We start from the raw sequence: 16824 nt of genomic DNA, 5'->3' as shown, positions 1-16824 counted from the left end.
TTCTTGATGATAAATAGGTGATCTCCCAATCTCTTTGTAAGAGATCTCGCACAAAGCAATTGGGAGATCGCTGCATTAACGGCTCATTTTCCTAGGGCGATACCTTCACGACGAGGGTCTGCGGCCCCTTCAAGATGTCCATTATGAATTCGAATCGCATGCAATCCTGAGTTGAGTGGCTGAGAACGAGTTTTAAAGCCAAGCTGTTGCAGTGGCTTGTGCCACTGCTCTGCAGGCGTGTTTTGTTCAAGATCATAAACGCCAAAGCGATTGCTGAGATGCGGCAAGTTGATGGCTTCTTGTATGGTGAGGCCCCATTGTGTATGCGCGATAAGGGTTTGAGCCACGTAACCAATAATGCGGCTTCCACCCGGGGAGCCGACGGCAAGATAGGGCTTGCCTTGATGAAGAACAATGGTTGGCGCCATAGATGATCGTGGACGTTTGCCTGGTGCGACATGGTTGGCGATAATGGTACCTTCTTGCTCGGGGCGAAACGAAAAGTCAGTTAATTGATTATTCAGCAAGAATCCGCCCGTCATAAGGCGTGCGCCGAACGCATTTTCGATAGAGCTGGTCATAGCGACCACATTCCCCGCGCGATCGACAATATTAAAATGGGTGGTTGACGGTTGCTCGAGTGAATCACCATTTTGTCTTGGCAATTGCCGTGGTAATGAAGGGGACCACGATGGTGTTCCTGCGATGGCCGAACGCATTGCCTTGCCGGGAGTGATCAGTGAAGCGCGCTGCTTTATATAATCTGGGTCGAGTAAGCCTGCGATGGGAACTGGCGTGAAGTCGTTATCTGCGATGTAGCGATTGCGATCAGCAAATGCCAAGCGTGAGGCATCGCCGATCACTTGCCAACTCAGGGGATCTTGCGAGCCCCATTGTTTGAGATTGAAATGACTCGAGATCATTAAGATCTGTCCAACCGTCAGTGCACCAGAGCTTGGCGGGCCCATACCGCAAATCTGGTAATCAAAGTAGGGCGCACAGACGGGAGGACGCTCTTTTACGGTATAACGCGCCAAATCTTCCGTGGTGATTACACCAGGGTTACTGTGCTCGCGTACGCTGCGCGTTATCGCATCGGCCACCGCGCCCTGATAAAACCCTGCTGCACCCCATTTAGCGATTTGCGTCAATGTGTCTGCGTAGGCTGAGTTTTGTAGTAAGGTGCCGACTTTTTTTGCTTTGTGGTCGTGATCCAAAAAATAGTCACGGGTGGTTGAAGATAACACCAAACGATCGCGGTCACGTTCGATCAAGGAGTGAAGTCTCGGCGTGATTGCAAACCCATGGCGAGCGGTTTCGATTACGGGCTGAAGTAGACTTGGCCAAGGCAGTGAGCCATAGCGTTGGTGAGTTTGCCACAAAAGCATCACCGTGCCTGGCACTCCGACAGAGCGCCCTCCTACCACCGCGTCAAAAAAAGCGATTGGCTGACCGAAAGCGTCGAGAAACAGATTTGGCGTCGCACCTTGAGGCGCTGTCTCGCGACCATCAAAACTGGTGAGTACTTGATTTTTCGCATCCCAATAGACTAAAAAACTGCCACCCCCAATGCCCGAAGATTGAGGTTCAACCAGCCCTAACATTAACTGTACCGCGACCATAGCATCAATTGCATTACCACCACGGGTGAGTACATCATGGCCAATTTGTGTTGCGAGCGGATGCGCCGCCGTCACCATCCAATCACTTGCCTTGATTTGACTATGGATTTGTCTTCCCGTGGCAGATTCCGGGTCAAGGGAATCGCTTTGCTGTGAAATCGCAGCAAAGAGGGATGAGCTAAAGAGTATGTTGATGCAGCAGCAGAGTGTGAACCAGAGGTACTGGGGCTTGAGTCGCGTCATGAAACACATCCTTGTGTTACGAGGTTCTTCACTTAGAGAGACACACCTTGATGAAAAACCAGTTTAAAGTGAAATTTTACCCTAGCAGTTCAAAATGTGAACGTCGAGTCTAGTGAAACCCTCCGCTACCTTGACGAACGATTTCTTTGCCGTTTTGATACACAAAGTCACTGACGAGGCGTGCCTTTAGCGGCTGATGCTTATCATTCAGTACCACGATAAATGGCTCGCCGGTACTATTGCTGGTGGCAAGTGCGATACCCGCAACATGGTTAAGCGCAAAGCTGCCATTTTCGACCGCCGTGATGAAGGCTTGTAGCTCTTCGAGTGTTTCAATGCGTTCTTTATCAATATTCATCGAAAAGTCTCCTTATAAGAGTATTCGCACAGCTAGGTGCGACACAATCAATGGTTGGGTAATGGATTAACGTGTAAGAAGGTTAAGCAAAATACCACTACCAATCGTTGTGAACAGTACCCCACACAATGCATCAATATAGGGCGCAATACGTAGCATGTGCCGCTGCATAGTTGCCGTCGAGAGTACCCACGCCAATGCACTAAACCAAATCCAGGCAATCACAAAAAAGAGAATAATGACCGAAAACTTGAAGCTGGTACTGGCCGTTACAGGCACGAGTGCGGACAGTACACTGATGAAAAACACCAGCGCTTTTGGGTTGAGGATATTGGTCATAAATCCACGTGTAAATGCAGAGCGAGAGCCGCCAATGTTGGCTGAAGCTTTGGGCGTTTGCGCGTAACCATGAGTATGACGAAAATAGTGCCAAGTGGCCCTTAACGCCCCAATGCCTAGGTAAAGCAAGTAGCTGCTGCCGGCAACTGTGATTGCAACATCCAGTATCGGATGCTGCTGAATAAGATAACTGACACCAGTAAGACTGAGCAAAGTGTGAAGAAAAATGCCAACAGCGAGGCCGAGCGCAATGGCAAGGCCTGCACGGCGACCATGGTGGCTGGTACTTTGTACCACAAGAGCAAAATCGGGGCCGGGACTGACTAGACCGACAAAATGGACAGTGGCAAGGGTGAATAAAAGGTGCAGCTCGCTCATGGAAATACTCAACAACAGAAAAAGAAGAGACAGTACTCTTCAGATAAATGGAACAGATAAAAGTTAAAATTAAGCGAAAAGATCAACAGGCCTGAATCATGGACACATTAGCGAGTTGGACTTAGGGATAGATCTTGATGTCGCTTACGACGCTGATTGAGCGCATCAAAACTAAATAACGCAAGTGCTCCCCAAATAAACGCAAAGGTGATCGCTTTATCTGAGGTAAAGGGTTCGCCATACAGTAATACCGCGAGTAAAAACATTAAACTTGGGCCAATGTATTGAAAAAATCCCAGTGTTGAGAGTTTTAACCGTGTTGCCGCGCCAGTAAAACAGAGTAAGGGTAGTGTCGTAACGATGCCCGCAGTCACCAACAATAGGTTTAAAGACCAAGGGTTGTTTGTCAAAGACGCACTGGCACTGCTCGCAAACAGATTAAGATAAATCAATGCGGCTGGCAGCATGAGCAAGGTTTCGATAAACAGCCCAGTTTGAGCATCAATGGCCACTTTTTTTCGCAATAGACCGTAAAGACCAAAACTGAATGCCAATGCAATGGCGACGACAGGGACAGAGCCAAAGACAATCAATTGCACCATGACACCACAAAACGCTAATAATACCGCCCACCACTGCATGGCCCGCAAACGCTCGGATAAGAACATCATGCCAAAAAGCACATTGATCAGTGGGTTAATATAATAGCCTAAGCTTGCATCCAACATATGGTCATTGGTGATGGCCCAAATAAATAGTAGCCAATTGGCGCCAATAACTGTCGATGTAACCAATAGATAACCCACTCGCTTTGGCTGCTTTAATACAGAAATAACATGCGACCAATGACGCCCAGCTTGCAATAACAAGGCAAGCAACACGAAAGACCAAATCACACGATGACTTAAGATTTCAAACGCAGAAATGTTCTCTAACGTTTTGAAATAAATCGGTGCGATACCCCACATGGTATAGGCAGCAATCGCGAGTAACACGCCTTGCCGGGTGCGAACTTCTTCTTCTTGATTCATGCTCGACAACTTAACGGAAATGAAAGCTTGAGTATACGGCGGGGTCAGGGATACGCCTACTAATTTGCGGTTTAATTCACCGTCGTTTGCCCCTACAATGGCGGTTTATTTTTTGCCGGCCACGGCGTGATATTTGAGAAAACGCATGACTGCTACTTTGCTTGCTGACAGCGCACCTGAGGCGTTGACGCCCCAACATGTGCTGGAAACCATTTTTGGTTACGCTACGTTCCGTGATGGCCAGCAAGCGGCGATCGATGCTGCGGTGAATGGTCGTGATGGCCTAGTGATTATGCCTACGGGTGGGGGAAAGTCATTATGTTATCAAATCCCAGCGTTGGTCAGAGGTGGTTTGACACTGGTGATTTCACCACTCATCTCGTTGATGAAAGATCAGGTCGATCAGCTGAAAGCCAATGGGGTGGCTGCAGAATGCGTTAACTCAACCATGAGTCGCGATGCCTTGATGGCAACGTATCAACGTATGCACAACGGTGAGACAAAGCTGCTTTACGTCTCACCTGAACGTGTATTAATGCCCGATTTTATTGAGCGTTTGCATCAATTGCCACTGACGATGATCGCGATAGACGAAGCGCATTGTATTTCACAGTGGGGACATGATTTTCGCCCAGAATACGCGGCGCTTGGACAGCTAAAGCAACAGTTTGCTTATGTGCCCATGATGGCGCTTACTGCCACGGCCGATGACGCGACCAGACAAGATATTTTAACGCGATTGCAACTGCATGAACCGCATATTTATCTTGGCAGTTTTGACCGCCCAAACATTCGTTACACCTTGCTCGAAAAGCACAAACCTGTATCGCAAATCATGCGTTTTCTTGAGGCGCATCGAGGCAGTTGCGGCATCATTTACTGTGGTAGCCGCAAAAAGGTAGAGATGCTGACGGAAAAATTATGTAACAACCACATTCGTGCAGCCAGTTATCACGCTGGTATGGAAACGGATGAACGTGCTTATGTCCAAGAAGCGTTTGGCCGTGACGATATTCAAATTGTGGTTGCAACGGTCGCCTTTGGTATGGGGATTAATAAGCCTAATGTTCGTTTTGTGGTGCACTTTGATATTCCACGTAACATTGAATCCTATTACCAAGAGACGGGGCGAGCCGGTCGAGATGGCCTACCAGCAGAAGCGATGATGCTTTATGATCCCGCAGACATCAATTGGCTGCGCCGCATGGTAGACGAAAAGCCGGAAGGGCCACAAAAGCAAGTGGAAGCGCATAAATTGAATGCGATGAGTGCGTTTGCAGAAGCGCAAACCTGTCGTCGACAGGTGCTGCTGCATTATTTTGGTGAGTATCGTCCACAAGCGTGTGGAAACTGCGACATCTGCCTGGATCCGCCTAAGCATTTTGATGCGACAGAGCAGGTACGCAAAGCCTTATCTTGTGTTTATCGAGTCAATCAAGCGTATGGGATTGGTTATGTTGTAGAAGTTTTGCGAGGTATGCAAAACGTTCGCGTGCGGGAAAATGGCCACGATAAAATCAGCACGTATGGTTTGGGTCGAGAGCAAAGCCACGACTATTGGGTCAGTATTTTTCGGCAGCTGATCCACAAAGGCTTACTGATGCAAAACATTACGCGAAATTCCACCTTACAGCTAACCAGTGAAGCGCGCCCCGTACTGCGTGGGGATCTGTCGGTCGAGTTGGCCGTGCCACGGCTTGATACCGCGGTTCGCGCAGCAAAAGCCAATAAGTTGTCGAACAAAAATTACGATAAAGCTCTGTTTGCTAAGTTACGCAAATTGCGTAAATCAATTGCCGATGAAGATGGTCTACCGCCTTATGTGGTGTTCAGCGATGCGACCTTGATTGATATGGCAGATATTCTACCGACATCGTACGGAGAAATGCTGGCCGTCAGTGGCGTGGGGCAGCGTAAACTTGAAAAATACGCCGATCCGTTTCTTGATTTAATCCAAGCGCATTTGACGTATCAAGGTTAAAGCGAGTCGATCACTAGGGAATAGCGAAGAAGATAAGATGGCGTTATTTGAGCAAGGAATGGTGTTACTGAAAGAGTATCAACCCAATCAAGGACGCATTGTTTTTGATGTCCCCGGTTTCGATATTGATGACTTCGCGCGGTTGGCAAGCGACATTGTGCAGCTCTTATCGGCGACCGTGTTGGAAACGCAAATGGATGCCGATATACAGACTTGGTTGATTGATTTTGAAGGCTGCCATTTATTTCTAAAAGCGGAGCACTATACGTCGTCAGTTTGGCTTGAAAGTGTGGCGCGAGAACACAGTCGAGATGAACTTAACTATTTGGCTGGCCTTTTTAAATCACTAAATTAAGATTTTCAGTAAAAGGCAAAGACGATGTTTCACGTGAAACGCAAATTGAGTGAGGCATTGATTTTCCTTTTCAACGCGCCTTGCACCTTGCTACCGTTTCGGTATAATCCCCGCCCGTTTGACGCAATCTTGAACAAAGTGTTCATCGTAGATGATACGATTTGAATTTCTTTGTCGGTTTATTTATTGCCACATTGCTTGCTAAGCCAGTGGCTAATATTGGTCAATTCTTTACATTGTTGGTGAGAGCCTCTGGCTCAATTTGGGTTCCCTCGCCCCCAAACCAAACTAAAAAGGTATCGTATGAGTCATTTTACCTCTGCGCAGCAGCGCAACGCCCTCAAATACTTGGTGGCATTCCATCTTTTGATCATTGCTTCAAGTAATTATCTTGTTCAGCTTCCCTTTACCATTTTTGGCTTCCATACCACTTGGGGGGCATTTACGTTTCCGTTTATTTTTCTCGCAACGGATCTCACCGTACGTGTGTTTGGCGCTCAATTAGCTCGCCGAATCATTTTACGTGTCATGATCCCCGCGTTGGCGCTCTCTTATTTATTGTCGGCACTGTTTTTCGAAGGACAATTTCAAGGATTCGCTGGCCTGAGTGAGTTTAATCTTTTCGTCGCTCGTATTGCTGTGGCGAGCTTTATGGCTTACATGCTAGGGCAAATTTTAGACGTTCATGTGTTTAATCGCTTACGCCAAATGAAACAGTGGTGGATCGCGCCAACCTGCTCGACATTATTGGGTAACGCACTTGATACTCTGGCCTTTTTTGTCATTGCGTTTTACAACAGTCCCGATCCATTCATGGCAGAGCATTGGATGGAGATCGCGCTGGTGGATTATGGATTCAAATTGATGATAAGCCTTGGTCTGTTCGTACCGATGTACGGCGTGCTATTGAATTATCTATTGGCAAAATTAACGCGAGAGAAAGTGGATTACTCGCTTGGGTCGACTTCGTCTTAAGCGCCATTTCGAATTATGAAAAAGCCCCTGAATCACATCGGTCAGGGGCTTTTTTTGTTTGTAGTGTTGCTGGCTGCTTCTCACAAACTTCGTCACATAGTTTATCTATGTTGACGAAGAGCTCAGAGGTTGTGTTCGTTTGTTGCCTACCAGCAACGCCAAGTTGCTTAAGTATAGGCGCTAGATTGCGGCGATAGTCAGTGGCCAGCCAATGTCACTCTGGCGATTGGCTTCAATATCGAGCTCAGCTGCGGTAAGTGGGTTCTCGGTAAGCCAAGTTTTGTTCAAGCTTAGGGTAAGATCATCCCCTTGAGCTTGTAGCGTGACATCAGGAGCGAGCGCTGGGTTACGACGATGCGTCAATAACACCGCCAATCGAAGCAGGCGTAACCCCCGTTTGGCGCTGGTTGCTGAGAGTGCTGCTTGCTCTGGTACTGAAGTCAATACATCTCGATAACGACGCAGCCACTGCGCAATAAGCTGCTTTTGTGCTCGAGTAAATCCAGGCAGATCGGAGTGTTGAATAAGATAAGCGCCATGCTCACCGCCTTTTTTGAAATCGATGGTGAGGCCGATCTCATGCAATTTTGCCGCGCTATCGAGTAACACATTTGCTTGAGGTTCATTAAACCACTCAGCACCAAGTTGGTCGCGCAAATGCGTTATCATTGCGCTAACTTGATTGCCATAATGACAGTCCAATTGGTAGCGTCGTTGCAATGAGTCGATGGTGCGGGCGCGAATGTCGTGCTGACGCAACTCATCAATCATTTCGTACACTAAACCTTCTCGCAAAGCGCCTCCGGCCAGCGTCATCGAGTCAATATTAAGTGATTCAAATATGGCGATGAGAATCGAAAGGCCGCTTGGGAAAACGAGCGCACGTTCTAAAGTTAAGCCTTCAATATCAAGCTCTTCTAGATGATCCGCCGCCATGGCTTGTTTTTGCAGCCGTTGCAATTTCGCTAGGCTTATCACTTCATCCATGCCTTGAGCGAGCATAATTTCTTGAAGTGCTTGCACAGTGCCTGAGGCGCCGACACAAATGTCCCAACCAAGGCTTTGATATTGTTGCAAAATAGGCGCTAGCGTTTGTTTGGCACCTAAAATCGCCGCGTCGAAATTGCGCTGACTTAATTGACGGTCTTTGAAATAATGTTCAAGCCACGTCACGCAACCCATTTTTAGGCTGGTGAGCGCGCAAGCGTCAAAACCTTCACCGATAATAAGCTCAGTACTGGCGCCGCCGATATCGACCACCAGACGTCGATCGCCACCACCTGAGGTATGAGCGACACCTTTATAAATCGTTGCCGCTTCTTCATCACCATCAATGACATCAATGTCGTGTCCCAATATTTGGTTGGCACGTTGTAAAAACGCATCAGCATTGGTTGCGGTACGAAGCGTTGCCGTGCCGACAATACGAATATGGGTGGCTGGAATGTCTTGCAAACGCTCGGCAAATAAACTCAAGCAGTCCCATCCCCGCTGCATAGCGTCTAAACTCAGCGCATTGTTGGCATCTAGCCCTGCGGCAAGTCGCACTTTGCGCTTAATTTTGGCCATGGTTTGAATGCTACCATCGATATGACGCACAACGAGCATGTGAAAACTGTTCGACCCGAGGTCGATGGCGGCATAAAGAGGGGATGTTCCTGCTTGGTTCATGATGAATTAACTCTCTTTAGCCGGACGTTGGCGTGGGCGCGAGGGTTTACGGTTACCACTTCGTGAGCCACCAGTATTAGTGCGACGCTGCTGCCCTTGGCGCGGTTGGCGCAGACGAATAGGTGGAGGCAAATCCGTTAATAGCGCACTTGAGTCGTATTCAGACACCGGAATTGCGTGCTCAATATACTCTTCAATCGCCGGCAAGTTTATCGCGTACTCTTCACAAGCAAAGCTGATAGAGTGGCCACTGGCACCCGCGCGGCCCGTTCGACCAATACGGTGAACGTAATCTTCGCAATCGTCAGGTAAGTCATAGTTAAATACGTGAGTCACTTGTGGAATATGCAAACCACGAGCGGCAACATCGGTCGCAACGAGAAGGTCTAATTCACCACGAGTAAATTGCTCAAGAATTTTTTCACGTTTTTTCTGCGGAACATCCCCCGTCAGTAAGCCAACGCGGTGACCATCGGCGGCCAAATGCCCCCAAATTTGCTCACACCGGTGTTTGGTGTTGGCAAAAATAATGGCGCGATCAGGCCATTCCTCTTCAATCAGAGTTTGTAATAGCGCCATCTTGTCTTCATTGGATGGGTAGAACAGTTCTTCTTGAATGCGATGACCGGTTTTTTGTTCCGGTTCAACGACGACGTGCTCTGGTGTGTTCATGTGCTCAAACGCCAATTCTTGCACACGATATGAAAGTGTTGCAGAGAATAGCATGTTTAAGCGGTCTTTCGGCTCCGGCATACGGCGGAACAAGAAGCGAATATCTTTAATAAAACCGAGATCGAACATACGGTCGGCCTCATCCAGCACAACGGCTTGAATGTGGTTGAGGTTAAAGACACGCTGTTTGTAAAAGTCGATGATGCGGCCCGTTGTGCCAATGAGAATATCAACACCTTGTTGCAATTTCGCCAGTTGCTTGTCATAACTTTCGCCGCCATAAGCTAATGCGGCTTTTAGGCCGGTACTTTCAATTAATGGTGCAGCGTCGTTATAAATTTGAATGGCGAGTTCGCGCGTTGGTGCCATAATAATAGCGCGCGGTTGGTTTGGCTGACGGCCTTCGTGCTCGGGTGTCGTCAGGAGGTGGTTGAAAGTTGCAGTAAGAAACGCGAGCGTTTTACCAGTACCCGTTTGGGCCTGGCCTGCGATGTCTTGGCCGGAGAGCAGTACCGGCAGCGCCTTGGCCTGGATAGGGGTGCAATAAATAAATCCCTTTTTTTCCAACCCGTCAATAATTTGAGGCTCTAAGCCCAAATCGGCGAACTTTTGCTCTGTGATATGCGTCTTTTTCATTGCTATAGAATATCAGCTAAAGCTTGCATTAAGAAACTAAATACATTCCAATAGAGCATCTAATTGCTGGTTATCATCCAACCAGTTTCAAAAAAACACATTGGAGTGGAAGATGAGTGATAAGATTGTGCAGCTGTCAGATGAAAGCTTTGATGCCGACGTAATCAACGCTGCCGGCCCAGTATTGGTTGATTTTTGGGCGGAGTGGTGTGGTCCTTGTAAGATGATTGCCCCCATTCTCGACGAAGTCGCTGAAGAGTACGAGGGCAAGCTCACTATCGGTAAGCTGAACATTGATCATAATGCTGGCACACCACCGAAATTTGGTATTCGCGGTATTCCGACGTTATTGCTCTTTAAAGATGGCAATGTGGCGGCAACAAAAGTTGGCGCACTGTCAAAAACGCAACTCAAAGAGTTTTTGGACGCGAACCTGTAAATCTTTGCTATTCTGAAATTAACCGTGCGGCGATTGCTCTGCGCGGTTTTGTTTTTCCTAGCTCTGGACTAGGCTTATATTTAGTGCTAACTTAACGCACGTTAATTAAGCACATTTCTCTTCTTGGTCGATCCTGAGACCAAATCCTTCTTAAACTAAATAACAGATCTTATTTTGACTAAACAAGAATCCACCACTATGAACCTGACTGAATTGAAGAACAGACCGGTGTCTGACCTTGTTAAACTGGGTGAAAGCTTGGGTTTGGAAAACCTTGCACGCCTGAGAAAACAAGACATCATCTTCGCTATTTTGAAAGCACACGCGAAAAGCGGTGAAGACATTTTTGGCGATGGTGTTCTCGAAATTCTTCAAGACGGTTTCGGCTTCCTTCGCAGTGCTGACAGTTCATACCTCGCAGGTCCTGACGACATCTATGTCTCTCCAAGCCAAATTCGCCGTTTCAACCTGCGTACGGGCGATTCCATTGCTGGTAAAATTCGTCCACCTAAAGATGGTGAACGCTATTTCGCGCTGTTAAAGGTCAATACCGTTAATGACGATAAACCTGACAACGCGCGTAATAAGATTTTGTTTGAGAACTTAACGCCACTGCACGCCAACGAACGTATGGTGATGGAACGTGGTAATGGTTCGACCGAAGATATTACTGCTCGTGTTTTGGATTTGGCATCACCAATTGGTAAAGGGCAACGTGGCTTGATTGTTGCGCCACCAAAAGCCGGTAAAACCATGCTGCTTCAGAACATTGCACAGAGCATTGCCTACAATCACCCTGAGTGCGTGTTGATGGTATTGCTGATTGATGAGCGTCCAGAAGAAGTAACCGAGATGCAACGCCTTGTGAAAGGTGAAGTCGTTGCGTCAACGTTTGATGAGCCAGCATCGCGTCACGTTCAAGTCGCTGAAATGGTGATCGAGAAAGCCAAGCGTTTAGTAGAACACAAGAAAGATGTGGTTATCCTACTGGACTCTATCACCCGTCTTGCTCGCGCCTACAACACTGTGGTGCCATCGTCAGGTAAAGTATTAACCGGTGGTGTGGATGCCAACGCATTACATCGTCCAAAACGCTTTTTTGGCGCCGCGCGTAACGTTGAAGAAGGCGGCAGCTTGACTATCCTTGCAACTGCGCTTGTAGATACAGGCTCTAAGATGGACGAAGTGATCTACGAAGAGTTCAAGGGTACCGGTAACATGGAAATCCACTTGAATCGTAAGATTGCAGAAAAACGTGTTTTCCCTGCTATCGACTTCAATCGCTCTGGTACTCGTCGCGAAGAGTTGTTGACGAAGCCGGATGAGCTACAGAAAATGTGGATTTTGCGCAAGATTGTTCACCCAATGGGTGAAAGCGATGCGATGGAGTTCCTTATCGATAAATTGGCAATGACGAAGACGAACGATGAATTCTTTGACGCAATGCGTCGTCAGTAATGTGTCCTTGTTAATCACAAATGATTGAAATACAGCGCCGCTCTTGAGAGCGGCGTTTTTATTTGCCTTTTGATGTGTTCACAAGCAAAATAACAAAAATGTTATCAGGAGGTTACGATGCGACACGGACGCGTTGCTCGACATCTCATTAGCACGGTTGCGATTTGGCTTTGCATGATGTTGAGTGTCTCTCATGCCAGCACTGCAGTGTCAGTCAAAACGATTGAGCAGTGGCAAAAAGCGCCAAGTCTGCGAGTGCAGGTTGATATATTACTTGGGTGGGTGGCAAGCGATGATATCGACTCGTTGCGTCGCTACCTCAGTAAAATGTCGCTGATGCAGCAAGAGGCGACAAAGTATCATTTGCTGCGTTCGGTTGAAGAACAATCGATAACCCTCTCGCCCTCAATGTCGCTATTAGTTGCGGAATGGAGCAAGCAACATCCACAGCTGTTGGCGGTTGAACGAGGCGAAGGGTATCATTTTACACGGCCTGCGTTTCATTATTCTGCTGTCGCTAATCGTTTATTAAAACAATGGCGACAAGACCAAAGTATCATTGAGCTAACCACGAAGGCAGAGCAAAAACACCTCTTTTTAAGTGAATGGCTTTCAGGGACTTCAGATGTGGTTTATGAACGAGAAGCATTACTTTGCCGTCAATTCGCTCATTTATCTAAATCCGCTCAACACGCAATTACGCAACAAGTATTACAAACGTCACCCCATTCGTTTTTGCCAAGCTCTCGACTTTTAGTGACGCTTGCTAGAGTGAGCGATGATGATGCGCTTTATCAATTGATTTGGCGCTTAAAGCCAGATCACGTTATTCGCGAAGAGCTGTATCGTTTGGCAAATATTGATACATCGAATGCACTTAGCCGGCTATTGCTGGCATCACGTAATCCGAGTTTAAGCGATGATGTGATTCACATATTGTCTGAGCGGCAACCGTTGGATATCGCCAGCAAGCAACGTATTCTCAGCCATCTTGATGCGAGACAAAAAGCACAGTGGCATCAGGCGATGCATCGTCATTCTGCCAAATTACAGCAACGATCCCTTTGATTGAGCGTACTAACGTGATAAATCGAAAATAATTATCGATGAGCCAAACTATGATTTTTAACGATCTACGAGAATTTTTGGATTACCTCGAGGCACAAGGCAAGCTGGTGCGTATTCGTGAATCGGTTGATCCTTACCTGGAAATGACCGAGATAAGCGATCGCACACTTCGTGCTCAGGGCCCGGCGCTGTTATTTGAGAACCCTAAGGGGTACTCAATGCCAGTGCTGACCAATTTATTTGGAACGACGGAACGTGTTGCGCTTGGCATGGGGCAAGACAACGTTGCAGCGTTGCGTGATGTGGGGAAGTTACTGGCATATTTAAAAGAACCTGAGCCGCCAAAGGGGTTCAAAGACGCATTGGCTAAGTTACCAATGTTCAAGCAAGTACTCAATATGCCCGTGAAGCGGCTGCGTAAAGCACCATGTCAGGAAGTCATTTGGCAGGGCGATGACGTTGATTTAGACAAAATACCCGTAATGAGTTGCTGGCCCGATGATGTGGCGCCGCTTATGACGTGGGGGTTAACCATCACTCGAGGCCCTCACAAAAAACGACAAAATTTAGGGATATATCGTCAGCAAAAAATTGCGAAAAATAAAGTTATTATGCGCTGGTTAGCTCACCGAGGTGGGGCGCTCGATCTTCATGATTGGATACAGACTCACCCAGGACAGCGCTTTCCGGTCTCCGTTGCCTTTGGCGCCGATCCTGCAACTATTTTAGGGGCGGTAACGCCGATCCCAGATACCCTATCTGAATATGCATTTGCAGGTTTGCTTCGAGGCAGTAAAACGCAGGTCGTGCGCTCAATTAGTAACGACTTGGAAGTCCCTGCTAGCGCTGAAATTGTGCTAGAGGGTTATATCGACCCAGATGAATTTGCTCAAGAGGGCCCCTACGGGGACCATACTGGATACTATAACGAGGAAGAATCGCATCACGTTTTTACTGTCACTCATATTACGATGCGACAAAACCCGATTTATCACAGTACCTACACGGGCCGACCGCCAGATGAGCCGGCGGTATTAGGCGTTGCTTTGAATGAAGTTTTTGTGCCGATTTTGCAAAAGCAGTTTCCAGAGATCACTGACTTCTATCTGCCGCCGGAAGGGTGCTCATACCGTCTCGCTGTTGTGACCATTAAGAAACAATATCCCGGACATGCCAAACGAATTATGTTTGGAGTGTGGTCGTTTTTACGGCAATTTATGTATACCAAGTTTGTGATCGTTTGTGATGACAGCGTTAATGCGCGCGACTGGACAAGTGTGATTGAATCAATGGTGTCGCATATGCAGCCCAAGCAAGATTGCACTTTTATTGAAAACACGCCGATTGATTCATTAGATTTTGCATCCCCTATTGCCGGATTGGGCTCAAAAATGGGGCTGGATGCGACCGCCAAATGGCCTGCAGAGCTGTCGATGCGAGCACTGGTATCAAATCAACAGACCGAAAATGGTGCAAAAACGCGTAATTCATTGGCGCAGATTGATTGGGCCTCATTGCGTAACACTCTGAAAAATAGCTGCTCAGCAATAAAAGATATTCATTTGGCAAATCAAGATAAAGAACAACAAATGATTATAGTGGCCGTCGACAAGCATAACGCTGGCGATGGGCGTGCAGCGATTGCTGCCATTTGGCACGAACTTTCATCGATGATTGAGGTTAAGTTTGTGGTTGCAGTGGATCTTGATGTCAATATAACGGACTGGAATGATGTTATTTGGGCGATTACGACTCGAATGGATCCCAAACGAGATACCTACTGGTCGCAAGATATAGCAACAGGTAAGCACATTGCGCCAGCTTGGTGCGGTCTTGATGCCACTAACAAGTTGGATGAGGAAGCAACAAGAGAGTGGGGACGACCCATCGTGAAGTCTCCTGACGTGGTGGATAGGGTTGATTCTTTATGGCCTCAGTTAGGGATTAAACTGGCGGGTGACAAATGAGCTATCAGATTACCTTGTTACCGAGTCTTCGTCAGTTTGACTGTCAACCCGGTGAAACTATTTTACAAAGCGCGCTTAAACACGACATTGCCTTTCCGAATCGATGTCAAGTTGGGGTCTGCGCGATGTGTTTATGCAGATTAAAGTCAGGGCAGGTACGCTATCAGCTTGAGCCTATGCTCACTAAGAAGGAGCAAGAAGAAGGTTGGATATTTGCGTGCCAAGCCGAAGCCGTAAGTGATTTAGTGCTTACCTTATAAAGTAAGTTCAAGAGGAAAACATGACCACTAAGTGTAGAGTAAAAACAATCACGCCTTTAGCAAGTAATACCTTCCAGGTAATTTTGCAGCCTTTAACGCCAATCGAATTTGAGGCAGGTCAGTATCTGTTCGTTGTTATGGGTGCGAATGATAAAAGACCGTTTTCCATTGCAAATAGTCCATATTCTCAAGGCGGTGAGTTAGAGTTACATATAGGTGCTGCTGAGCATAACCGCTATGCACTTGATGTGGTTGATCTAATGCGCGATGCACAGGCAACAAATAGCGAGATTGACATTGATGCACCACATGGAAGCGCGACTATCTCACTAAACAGCGACCGTCCAATGCTTCTTATCGCAGGCGGAACCGGCTTTAGCTATGTTCGCTCGATTCTTGATTACTGCATTGCTCACAATAAACCTAACCCCATTTACCTCTACTGGGGCGCTAAGCAAGAAGAGCAGCTTTATGCCTTATCGGAATTACGTCAGTTGGAAAAGGATCAGAATCACTTTCATTTTATTCCTGTCGTTGAATTAAGCGCAAAGGAATGGAAAGGCAAGGTCGGCAATGTGCTTCAAGCAATCGAGACTGATTTCGAAAGCTTAGAGCACTTTGATATCTACATTGCTGGAAGATTTGAGATGGCGGGCGCCGCAAGAGATATTTTTACTCGACACAAGCACGCTAAAAAGGAAAGAATGTTCGCAGACGCTTACTCTTTCATCTAATTAAAACGCTCTTAATCGCGCGCTTGAGTCTAACACTTTCGCTGAATGAGCTTGTCTGTGTTGTAATTGAGCGCATCAACAACCTTTAAACTGAGCGTAAATCGAACATTCTGGTTTAGTTTTGCGCGAACGGATGAGTTTCACGAAAAAAGTCTCAAAATGGACTTGCACCGAAAGTGATTCTCCCTATAATGCCGCCTCACTGACAGGGAGCACGGCAACGGCTGGTGGCTTTGAAAGTAGAGATGAAAAAAGTTTGAAAATAACGATTGACTCTCAAAAATAAATGCGTAAGATACGCAGCCCTGACGGACGACAAGTTCGAAAGTCAAATCGCTCTTTAACAATATAAACCTATCAATCTGTGTGGGCACTCGTTGATGATAATCCAATTAGAAATTTCCTCTAATAAAGAGGGGTTTCAAATTGATTTCAATGAACTGAGTGACCAATTCAAGTTGGAAATCAGCCTTGAGCTGTTTTGTTTCACTTTTTTAAAAGTGAAAGCCAATAAGAGCACAGTCAATTCACTATCGAAAGATAGAATCAGTATTCATTGAGTCACAAAAAACTTTAAATTGAAGAGTTTGATCATGGCTCAGATTGAACGCTGGCGGCAGGCCTAACACATGCAAGT

Annotated in this window: 15 protein-coding genes, 1 rRNA gene and 1 pseudogene; 11 read left to right on the top strand and 6 right to left on the bottom strand. The window is 46.9% G+C overall.

Translation table 11 applies throughout. From position 1 onward, the window contains the following. Nucleotides 1-83: 83 nt before the first annotated feature. The 4 genes from ggt to rarD form a co-directional block, all read right to left on the bottom strand. Nucleotides 84-1865 (bottom strand): gamma-glutamyltransferase, encoded by a 1782-nt coding sequence (gene ggt / locus HGP28_RS18160; RefSeq protein WP_168837862.1) that lies wholly within the window; start codon nucleotides 1863-1865, stop codon nucleotides 84-86. Nucleotides 1866-1974: 109 nt separating this feature from the next. Further along, a complete protein-coding gene (locus tag HGP28_RS18155; RefSeq protein ID WP_168837861.1) occupies nucleotides 1975-2223 on the bottom strand; it encodes a hypothetical protein in 249 nt (82 codons plus the stop codon). Nucleotides 2224-2289: 66 nt separating this feature from the next. Then, entirely contained in the window at nucleotides 2290-2940 is a 651-nt protein-coding gene (locus HGP28_RS18150) for a LysE family translocator (RefSeq protein ID WP_168837860.1), read from the bottom strand. Nucleotides 2941-3047: 107 nt separating this feature from the next. Further along, on the bottom strand, nucleotides 3048-3971 hold the full coding sequence (gene rarD / locus HGP28_RS18145) for an EamA family transporter RarD (protein ID WP_168837859.1): 924 nt from the start codon (nucleotides 3969-3971) through the stop codon (nucleotides 3048-3050). A 145-nt stretch (nucleotides 3972-4116) separates the two neighbouring features. On the opposite strand from rarD, the gene recQ reads away from it, so the two are divergent. From recQ to HGP28_RS18130, 3 genes are all read left to right on the top strand, one after another. After that, nucleotides 4117-5952, top strand: a complete 1836-nt coding sequence (gene recQ / locus HGP28_RS18140) for an ATP-dependent DNA helicase RecQ (RefSeq protein WP_168837858.1) — start codon at nucleotides 4117-4119, stop codon at nucleotides 5950-5952. A 37-nt stretch (nucleotides 5953-5989) separates the two neighbouring features. Beyond that, nucleotides 5990-6307, top strand: a complete 318-nt coding sequence (locus HGP28_RS18135; protein WP_168837857.1) for a DUF3630 family protein — start codon at nucleotides 5990-5992, stop codon at nucleotides 6305-6307. Nucleotides 6308-6610: 303 nt separating this feature from the next. After that, nucleotides 6611-7282, top strand: a complete 672-nt coding sequence (locus tag HGP28_RS18130; protein WP_168837856.1) for a 7-cyano-7-deazaguanine/7-aminomethyl-7-deazaguanine transporter — start codon at nucleotides 6611-6613, stop codon at nucleotides 7280-7282. 180 nt (nucleotides 7283-7462) lie between these two features. Here the strand turns inward: HGP28_RS18130 and gppA are convergent, their stop codons facing one another. Together gppA and rhlB are read right to left on the bottom strand one after the other, a co-directional pair. Then, nucleotides 7463-8953 carry a guanosine-5'-triphosphate,3'-diphosphate diphosphatase gene (gene gppA, locus HGP28_RS18125; protein ID WP_168837855.1) on the bottom strand — a complete coding sequence of 497 codons (1491 nt, stop codon included), beginning with the start codon at nucleotides 8951-8953 and terminating at the stop codon, nucleotides 7463-7465. Between the two features lie 6 nt (nucleotides 8954-8959). Further along, on the bottom strand, nucleotides 8960-10261 hold the full coding sequence (rhlB, locus tag HGP28_RS18120; protein ID WP_168837854.1) for an ATP-dependent RNA helicase RhlB: 1302 nt from the start codon (nucleotides 10259-10261) through the stop codon (nucleotides 8960-8962). Between the two features lie 112 nt (nucleotides 10262-10373). On the opposite strand from rhlB, the gene trxA reads away from it, so the two are divergent. From trxA to HGP28_RS18085, 8 genes and pseudogenes are all read left to right on the top strand, one after another. After that, a complete protein-coding gene (gene trxA / locus HGP28_RS18115) occupies nucleotides 10374-10700 on the top strand; it encodes a thioredoxin TrxA (RefSeq protein WP_168837853.1) in 327 nt (108 codons plus the stop codon). Between the two features lie 198 nt (nucleotides 10701-10898). After that, complete coding sequence (gene rho / locus HGP28_RS18110) at nucleotides 10899-12158, top strand: transcription termination factor Rho (protein WP_168837852.1); 1260 nt, start codon at nucleotides 10899-10901, stop codon at nucleotides 12156-12158. A 117-nt stretch (nucleotides 12159-12275) separates the two neighbouring features. Next, complete coding sequence (locus HGP28_RS18105) at nucleotides 12276-13226, top strand: hypothetical protein (protein ID WP_168837851.1); 951 nt, start codon at nucleotides 12276-12278, stop codon at nucleotides 13224-13226. 50 nt (nucleotides 13227-13276) lie between these two features. Then, nucleotides 13277-14660: pseudogene (ubiD, locus tag HGP28_RS18100) on the top strand (4-hydroxy-3-polyprenylbenzoate decarboxylase); the annotation flags it as partial. Beyond that, complete coding sequence (locus HGP28_RS19490; protein WP_439333870.1) at nucleotides 14660-15193, top strand: hypothetical protein; 534 nt, start codon at nucleotides 14660-14662, stop codon at nucleotides 15191-15193. The pseudogene ubiD and the gene HGP28_RS19490, both read left to right, overlap by 1 nt. Further along, a complete protein-coding gene (locus tag HGP28_RS18095; RefSeq protein WP_168837849.1) occupies nucleotides 15190-15453 on the top strand; it encodes a 2Fe-2S iron-sulfur cluster-binding protein in 264 nt (87 codons plus the stop codon). The genes HGP28_RS19490 and HGP28_RS18095 overlap by 4 nt, the downstream gene beginning before the upstream one ends. 20 nt (nucleotides 15454-15473) lie before the next feature. Continuing rightward, the gene (gene fre / locus HGP28_RS18090; RefSeq protein WP_168837848.1) at nucleotides 15474-16187 is read left to right on the top strand and encodes an NAD(P)H-flavin reductase; all 714 of its coding nucleotides are present in this window, start codon (nucleotides 15474-15476) and stop codon (nucleotides 16185-16187) included. Between the two features lie 575 nt (nucleotides 16188-16762). Continuing rightward, nucleotides 16763-16824 (top strand): 16S ribosomal RNA (locus tag HGP28_RS18085); the annotation flags it as partial.

This window comes from Vibrio agarilyticus (assembly GCF_012641465.1).
GTDB lineage: Bacteria > Pseudomonadota > Gammaproteobacteria > Enterobacterales > Vibrionaceae > Vibrio > Vibrio agarilyticus.
Note: the sequence above shows the minus strand (reverse complement) of the source record. Positions and strands in the feature narration are given on the sequence as shown.

Coding starts and splice junctions, on each gene's coding strand:
- ggt (WP_168837862.1), bottom strand. CDS start 1,865: ATGACGCGACTCAAGCCCCAGTACCTCTGGTTCACACTCTGCTGCTGC.
- HGP28_RS18155 (WP_168837861.1), bottom strand. CDS start 2,223: ATGAATATTGATAAAGAACGCATTGAAACACTCGAAGAGCTACAAGCC.
- HGP28_RS18150 (WP_168837860.1), bottom strand. CDS start 2,940: ATGAGCGAGCTGCACCTTTTATTCACCCTTGCCACTGTCCATTTTGTC.
- rarD (WP_168837859.1), bottom strand. CDS start 3,971: ATGAATCAAGAAGAAGAAGTTCGCACCCGGCAAGGCGTGTTACTCGCG.
- recQ (WP_168837858.1), top strand. CDS start 4,117: ATGACTGCTACTTTGCTTGCTGACAGCGCACCTGAGGCGTTGACGCCC.
- HGP28_RS18135 (WP_168837857.1), top strand. CDS start 5,990: ATGGCGTTATTTGAGCAAGGAATGGTGTTACTGAAAGAGTATCAACCC.
- HGP28_RS18130 (WP_168837856.1), top strand. CDS start 6,611: ATGAGTCATTTTACCTCTGCGCAGCAGCGCAACGCCCTCAAATACTTG.
- gppA (WP_168837855.1), bottom strand. CDS start 8,953: ATGAACCAAGCAGGAACATCCCCTCTTTATGCCGCCATCGACCTCGGG.
- rhlB (WP_168837854.1), bottom strand. CDS start 10,261: ATGAAAAAGACGCATATCACAGAGCAAAAGTTCGCCGATTTGGGCTTA.
- trxA (WP_168837853.1), top strand. CDS start 10,374: ATGAGTGATAAGATTGTGCAGCTGTCAGATGAAAGCTTTGATGCCGAC.
- rho (WP_168837852.1), top strand. CDS start 10,899: ATGAACCTGACTGAATTGAAGAACAGACCGGTGTCTGACCTTGTTAAA.
- HGP28_RS18105 (WP_168837851.1), top strand. CDS start 12,276: ATGCGACACGGACGCGTTGCTCGACATCTCATTAGCACGGTTGCGATT.
- HGP28_RS19490 (WP_439333870.1), top strand. CDS start 14,660: ATGCGAGCACTGGTATCAAATCAACAGACCGAAAATGGTGCAAAAACG.
- HGP28_RS18095 (WP_168837849.1), top strand. CDS start 15,190: ATGAGCTATCAGATTACCTTGTTACCGAGTCTTCGTCAGTTTGACTGT.
- fre (WP_168837848.1), top strand. CDS start 15,474: ATGACCACTAAGTGTAGAGTAAAAACAATCACGCCTTTAGCAAGTAAT.